This is a genomic window from Sulfurimonas sp., assembly GCF_023229025.1.
GTDB lineage: Bacteria > Campylobacterota > Campylobacteria > Campylobacterales > Sulfurimonadaceae > Sulfurimonas.
Genome location: NZ_JALOAA010000070.1, coordinates 1 through 5207 on the forward strand (window position 1 = coordinate 1; position 5207 = coordinate 5207).

Consider the following 5207-nt stretch of genomic DNA (forward strand, 5'->3'; position numbering starts at 1 on the left):
ATAGTTCTGTTTTACTTAATATATCATCTTCTCTAGTTGATGCTGATGGTTCTGAATCATTAGATATTTTACTTAAAGATATACCTGTAGGATTCACTATTTCTGATGGTAATAATTCATTTGTTGCTGATGAATCAAATTCAAGTGTAAACATAACAAATTGGACTCTAAATAGTTTGATATTAACAACACCAAATGTTAATGAAACGACTACATATACACTAAATGTTGTCGCAACTGCTACTGAATCTTCAAATGCAGACACAGCATCAACAACACTACCGATAGAGATAACAGTAAATGATAATCCAGACCTTACAATATTAAACGATAATACTGCTCAGGTAGATGAAGCAGCATTAACAACTGGAACTAATAGCTCAAGCACGGAAGAAGTAGCTACCGGAAATATCTTAAGCGATGATACTCTTCCTGCTGGATTTGTACTTAGTGATGTGTCGATAATAGGAGGAAATACAACTGTAGAAGATGAAGAGATTACAGTAACTACGGCGGAAGGGAATGTTTTAGTTGTTAACTCTGTCACAGGTGATTATGTTTACACACTAAATAATCCTTTAAATCATTCTGTCTCTGAAGATAAGGTAGATACATTTATATATACTGTTGTAGACTCAAATGGTGTCTCTTCGAGCGCCAACTTGGCAGTGACAATACTTGATGATTCCCCAATTATAGATAATACTACGTCAGTTTCGTTGTCGCTATCGGAACCAACTGATACAAACATTATATTTACATTAGATGTGTCAGGCTCCATGGATGATACTGTCTCAGGAACTAATAAAACACGTTTTGATATCGCAAAAGAGGCGCTGATAAATACAATTGATGCTTACTCAGACCAAGGTGATGTTAACGTGAATTTGACACTTTTCAACGGTGGTGCTATAAGCTTAGGATGGAAAAATAAAGCGGAGACTTTGGACTATTTGAGTAGGTTAACTATGGATCATGATACAAATAAAGTTTTATATGATAGTTCAACAATTCCAGAACTTACAAGTGTAAAAACAAATTATGAAGCTGCTCTACAAGCTACGTCATCAACATATGATACAGGATTGCCAGCGGCGGATAACACGGTTGCTTATTTCATATCAGATGGTGCACCTACAGCAGAAAACAAAGAGGGTAAGCGTAGTAGTTGGTGGAAAGAAGGTAGCGATGAGGAGAGTGGTTGGCTTGACACGCCATATGTTGATAATTGGACCGATTTTATTAATACAAACAGCATTGATTTAACAGTAATTGGAATTGGCAATAATATTTCAGTTGATTATTTAGACAAGGTTCAGGTGCAAGATTCGAAAGAGGTTATTGTCGTAACAGATGCTACACAACTAAGCGATACAATAACTTCGACAATAGAATCTATAGAGGGAAGTTTGTATGCTACAGATGGACAATCAGGCATAAATTTTGGTGCAGACGGAGGTCATATTTCTGAGTTAACATATAGTGGAACGGCATATACTTACGATGCTTCTAACCCTACTCAGGCAATTGCGCTTAGTGAAGGTTCAATGGAGTTAAATTTTGAAACCGGAAGTTATACATATAAACCTACTATATATTCAGGAAATGATTTAACTGAAGAGTTTAACATAACAGTAGTCGATAATGATGGTGATATCAAGAGTAGTGATTTAACTCTTAGTATCGGTACTGGCGAAACATTTACGTTTGACGATACTACTGATATTGATGGTGGAGCGGGGTATGATACACTGCTTATAACAGGTGATGAGAGTATTGACTTTAGTGGGCTAAGTGCTACTGTTTCAAATATTGAAGCTCTTAACTTAGGTGATGGCGTGCAAAATATTACGCTTAGTGTCAGCGATGTTTTAAGTGTGACTGATAATAATAATACTCTTCGTATAGATGGAGATGGTAGTGATCATGTAAACCTAGATACCGTAACAGACTCTAATCCTACCGGAGAGTGGAGATCTGGAGAAACAGTTCTTATCGATAATCAAGAGTATAGTAGATATACAGGTGAAATTGGCGGCGACTCTGTTACGCTAGAGGTAAGCGTAAATATTCAAGTTGATGAGAGTTAGTAGATATAAAAATCTATATGTTATTTTAAAAGCAGTATTAGTGAGACCCTGTCGTTAACATGTAATTTAGAAAAAATAGAGCTTACATGCGCTTTTACAGTTCTTGTTGTAATGTTTAACGAAGAGGCAATCGCATCGTTTGTAAGAGCATCAAGTATGAGAAAAAGTACCTCTTGCTCTTTATCTGACAATCTGCTCTCTATCAATTTTTTAGACTCTTTATTAATTGACTCTTTTTTATTTTTTTTAGCAAGGAGAGCTGTTAGTTCGGGATATGTCCAGATATTTCCATCTTCAACCGTTTTAATCATCTGCGTGAAATGATTTGCATGCATTCTTGAGTTACCGTATGCTTTAGTGCCGCGCATTATTAACATCTTACCGGTTACTACTGATGGTTCTTTCTCTAAAACCACCAGATTCTCAGGAGTAAAACCGGATGAGAGCATGCTGTTTAGCTCATAAGCAATAGTGTCGTAATCGGCTATGACTATGATTTGTGTATTTTCTTTAAGTTCATTTTTGAGTGATGTTGAGTTGTGAAATATGGCGCTCTCATCAATAGAGTGTCTTTGCCTCCACTCATCAATTATCTCCATATTTGAACTAAAAAATATAATCTTCATCTATTTTTCTGAAAAAACATACTGTTTAGATTTTAGGATAGGCTTTAAAATATACTCCATAACACTCTTTTTTCCGGTAATTATATCTACGTTGGCAGTCATCCCCGGAATAATATTTAGCGGGTACTCTTTTGTACCAAGGTAGTTTTTCTCTGTCACTACATGTATAATGTAAAAAGTATTCTCTTTATTGTCTGTAATTGTGTCGGGTGATATGTTGACAACTTTACCGGTGAGTCCGCCGTGGATTGTAAAGTCATAAGCTGATATTTTTACTTTTGCTTCGGCTCCTGGGTGTATAAAAGCGATGTCGCTTGGTTTTATTTTAACCTCAAGATAGAGTTTTTTATTTGTCGGGACAATCTCTATCAAGTCGGCTCCGGGTTGGATTACCCCGCCTACCGTATTTATAAAAAGTTTTTGAACAATGCCCTCCACAGGAGATTTAACCATTGTTCTCTCAACTTGGTCACTAAATGCGACTTGTTGCGTTTTTAATCTTGACATTTCGGCAATTACTTCATTTAACTCTTTTTTAGCGGTATTGATAAAGAGCTGTTTTGACTCTTCTCTTTTATTTTTCATCTCTTCTATCGCCGCTGTTAATCTAGGTAGAGAGAGCATGGTTGCTTCTATATCATTTTCAATAGTGCTTGCCTCTCTCTTTAATTTTAGAAAATCAACTTTTGATTTGATGCCCTCTTTAACCATAGGCTCAGTCATCTCAATCTCTTGGGTTACAAATTCCAAAGATTTTTGCAAAGAGTTTACTTTGGCTTTAGCCTCTTTATATGATTGCTCACGCTGCTTTATTTGATTTACAAAGGAGTCATCTTTTGCACTAAACTCTACTTTATTTGAATTATATAAATTTTGTGCAAGTTTTATCTGACTCTTAAGCTCTTCATCTTCTACCTCAGGCACTTTAAACGGTTGTTGATTTGCCTCTGCATAGAGCCTTAATCTTTTTGCTTCAAGTTCATAATATTTCATCTCATTTGTGCGGGAGCTAGATACTGATTTGGCATTATTGATTTTTAAGACAACCTCTCCCTCTTTTACAATCTGCCCCTCTTCGACAAGTATCGACTCGACAATACCGCCTTCAAGATTTTGGATAATTTGATTTTGTCCATAAGGGATGACATCGCCGTCTCCTCTAGTTATCTCATCTACTTCTGCCAAAGATGCCCAGATTAAAAAAGCGGCTATTGTAAAGAGCCATATCTTTATAACTCTGCTCATCTTTGATGGACTTTGCTCTAAAACGGCAGCACTAAGGCTGTTCATAAAGTCATAATCGTTTTTTGTATACTCTACGGGCTTATTTTTTTTCACTGCTATCTTCCTTGCCCTGTAGTTTTCTCAATGCTTCTTCTTTTGGCGCATCAATAAGGATTTTACCCTCATTCATAACTATTATACGCTGCACAATATTTAGAAGATTCATCTTTTGAGTCACTATCAATGAAGTTTTTCCTCTTAGTGCTTGTTGCATATTCTCTAATAGTTTGGACTCTGTTAATTGATCCATAGCATTGCTTGGCTCATCCATCAACATTATATTAGACTCTAGCAAAAATGCGCGAGCTATGCCTATGCTTTGACGCTGTCCTCCTGATAATCCTTGACCTCTCTCTCCGATAGGCATCTCATACCCTTTAGGGTGTTTTTTTATAAACTCCGAGGTTGTGCTTATCTGCGCTGCACGTATCATAGAGAAGTCGCTTGCGTGCGAAGCGCAAAAAGTTATATTCTCTTTTACTGTTCCGCGAAACAACATCACATCTTGAGAGACATACCCCATATTTTTTCTCAAATCCGCAGGGTCAATCTGCTTTATATCTATGCCATCAATTAGGATTTGACCCGAATCCGGTTCATAAAGACCGAGTATTAGTTTAAGGATTGTGCTTTTTCCGGAACCAATCCTGCCTATTATAGCTACATGTTCACCCGCGGTAATTTTAAAAGATACGTTTTTAAGGACATGCATATCAGTTGACGGATAAGAGAAAGTCACATCTATAAACTCAATATCTCCGCTAAAAGCCGGTTTTTCAACAAACTTTTTACCGTTTGGTCTCTCGCTGGGCTGAGATATAATCTCATTTAGCGTCTCATATGATGTTTTTGTATCCTCATAGTTTGTAAGCAGTGCAGCGACTTGCCCCATTGGCGCTAATGTTCTAGAGGTTAATATCACTATGGCAATTAGTCCACCCATAGAGAGTTCAAACTCTTGAATCATGTAAACACCATAAACTATAATCATGACGGTATTTAGCTGTATAAAAAATTGTGTCACAGTTGGAATAGAGGCAGATAAAAGGCGAGATTTCAAGCTTTTGTTTGCTATCTCGCCGGTTGACTCTTCCCAGTTCCACTGAACTTGGTTTAAAGCACCAAGTGTTTTAAGTGTCTCAATATTGTTCAAAGATTCAATAAGAATAGAGTTCTTTTTCGCACTTGCCTCATGTGTTGCTTCTAT

At 36.7% G+C, this 5207-nt stretch carries 4 protein-coding genes; 1 reads left to right on the forward strand and 3 read right to left on the reverse strand.

Translation table 11 applies throughout. From position 1 onward, the window contains the following. Positions 1–2090, forward strand: a 2090-nt coding sequence (locus tag M0Q20_RS10825; RefSeq protein ID WP_295061825.1) for a VWA domain-containing protein, incomplete at its 5' end; no start/stop codon positions are given. Positions 2091–2110: 20 nt separating this feature from the next. On the opposite strand, the gene M0Q20_RS10830 is transcribed toward M0Q20_RS10825, so the two are convergent. The 3 genes from M0Q20_RS10830 to M0Q20_RS10840 all read right to left on the reverse strand — a co-directional run. After that, positions 2111–2716: a LuxR C-terminal-related transcriptional regulator gene (locus M0Q20_RS10830; RefSeq protein ID WP_295061828.1), complete on the reverse strand. Its 606-nt coding sequence runs from the start codon at positions 2714–2716 to the stop codon at positions 2111–2113. Beyond that, the gene (locus M0Q20_RS10835) at positions 2717–4054 is read right to left on the reverse strand and encodes an HlyD family type I secretion periplasmic adaptor subunit (RefSeq protein ID WP_295061829.1); all 1338 of its coding nucleotides are present in this window, start codon (positions 4052–4054) and stop codon (positions 2717–2719) included. After that, positions 4041–5207, reverse strand: a 1167-nt coding sequence (locus M0Q20_RS10840; RefSeq protein WP_295061831.1) for an ATP-binding cassette domain-containing protein, incomplete at its 5' end; no start/stop codon positions are given. The genes M0Q20_RS10840 and M0Q20_RS10835, both read right to left, overlap by 14 nt.